The following is a 2,003-nucleotide window of genomic DNA, read 5'->3' on the forward strand; positions in this document are numbered from 1 at the left end:
ATGCCGTCGGCGTCCAAGCAGGTGTCGTCGGCTGATCAACTGAAGGCGGCGTTGCAGGATGCTTTTGCGGGTGTCGGCGGCATCAAGGGTCGTCCGATCGTGCTCGTGCGTCTGTCGGACGGCGAAGTGAGCAAGGCGGTCGAATTCGCGCTCCCGGTCAAGAAGAACAAGGAGACCGGCGAGTACAAGCACGCGACGCCCGCCGAGGCTGTCGAAGCATTCCTGGCGTCTCAGTCCGGCAAGCAGATCGCCCAACTGGTCGGTGATCCCGACCTGTCGATCGAAGTCGTTCCGGGGCAGCGCGTGAGCCTCGGCCCGCAAGCGAAGGCGTCGTTCGAACAGAGCGCGTCCGGCCTGGAGCAGGTCAACCGGGCATACCGATTCACGAAGGGGGACCAGGGTCTGACCGGTTTCGCGCAATCGTACATGGTGCTGCACGAGGTCGAGGGTGGCCAGATCTTCTCGTCGGCCGAGCCGCTTTCGAACAAGCCGTCGCTGTTCCATCCGCGCGACGTGCCCACGCCGTTCTTCAGCGGCAAGCCGACCGCGATCGCGGAGAACAAGGAAATCACCCAGCACACCGACGCGGCCGTCGTGCCGGCAAGTGTTGCCGACCACGAGGACGAGGACGAGCCGTTCGAAATCGACGATGTGGTGCAGAACGCCATCCCGGCAGAAGCCATGGCAGCAAGTGCGCCGCGCATGCGCGTGTAAGCCGATGCCACGGCAGTTTCCTGCAACCACGAAAAAGACCGCCTTGTGCGGTCTTTTTCTTTGGTGGTGACTATTGTCTGCGGCCCCACGATTGAGGATAGAAACGATGGCAGCGCCCGAATCAATGAAGTGGCTTGACCTGTCCGCCCACGGCGTCAAGTTGCGTCTCTTCCAACTGAACGACAAGACCGTCAACCTGGTCCTGACCGGCGTGATACCGGCGTCTGCCGAGTGGACCGCCGTGCAGGCTCTCGGATTCGAGCCCTCGCGATCTGGAAAGACGCTCATCCGGAGCGGCACCGATATCCAGACCGGAGCGCTGCGCAAGATCTTCCCTGCGAACGTCATTCGGGATCTGCCGCTGTCGGATGTCTGGATTCGAGTCACGGGGCAGGCCGCCGACACGTCTGAGCAGCGTCAGCAGGACCGTGCCGTTCTCGGGCGCAATGCCTTGGGGCATGTCGTGCGCCGGGATGATGACGGCACTCGCTATCTCACGTTTGTTGATGGATCTGTCTCGCGCGAGCGCGACTTGCAGCCGGACGTTATGTCGGGTGATGACGACGCGTCTGCGGCCCTTGCGGCATCGTACCTTCGCGCAACGTCGCCGAAGGCATTGGCGCTTTGCGCGGATGCGTTCGTTGACGAGATGCTGGCCGGCAAGAACATGGACTCTGCCGATCTGAGGCACTTCGGTGGCATCGTCTATGGCGAGTCGCGTTCGCTCGAAATCGCCGATCCGCGGCTACGGGCCGTTCAGGAATCCGTCGAAGCAGCGATGCATCGCTGTCTGTTCTCGCGCCATCAGAAGGCAGATGCGGAAGCATTCAAGCTCGCGGTTGCGCTTGCCGAGCATCAGCCGACGTTCGCTTACCGGACCTCCACCTCGGTCGAGAATCAGCAATATTCGACGCCGCTACCGATGTCGATCGCGGTTCAGCACATCCTCGGCGATACAGCGGGTGAAAAACTGTTTGAACCTACTATCGGGAATGGCAGCCTTGTCACGGCGCTTCCGTTTGGCACCGACATTACTGGCGTTGAAATCGACCCGGCGAGGTCCGCGCAAGTCGGGGCGTTGCGGACTGACATCCGCCTCGTGACGGGCGACGTGCTCGATATCGCGGATACGCTCGATTCTGATTTCACCTTCGTAGCAGCCAATCCACCGTTCGGTGGCCTATCCTCGCCCGTGGCGTTCGAAAATCTGCGTTGCAATCGCGTCGATCACCTTATCGTGCTCAAGGCGCTTCGCCAGCGTAAGCGGCTATGCGAATGCGACTGCGCTG

General features: G+C 61.8%; 2 protein-coding genes. Both read left to right on the plus strand.

Annotated features, from left to right (window positions below; all coding sequences use genetic code 11):
- Positions 1–714: hypothetical protein (locus ACN8ZM_RS41650; RefSeq protein WP_420213616.1), on the plus strand; the 714-nt coding region annotated here is incomplete at its 5' end.
- 106 nt (positions 715–820) lie between these two features.
- Positions 821–2,003: hypothetical protein (locus tag ACN8ZM_RS41655; protein ID WP_420213617.1), on the plus strand; the 1,183-nt coding region annotated here is incomplete at its 3' end.

The sequence above is a fragment of the Burkholderia aenigmatica genome, assembly GCF_048627025.1.
Lineage (GTDB): Bacteria > Pseudomonadota > Gammaproteobacteria > Burkholderiales > Burkholderiaceae > Burkholderia > Burkholderia aenigmatica.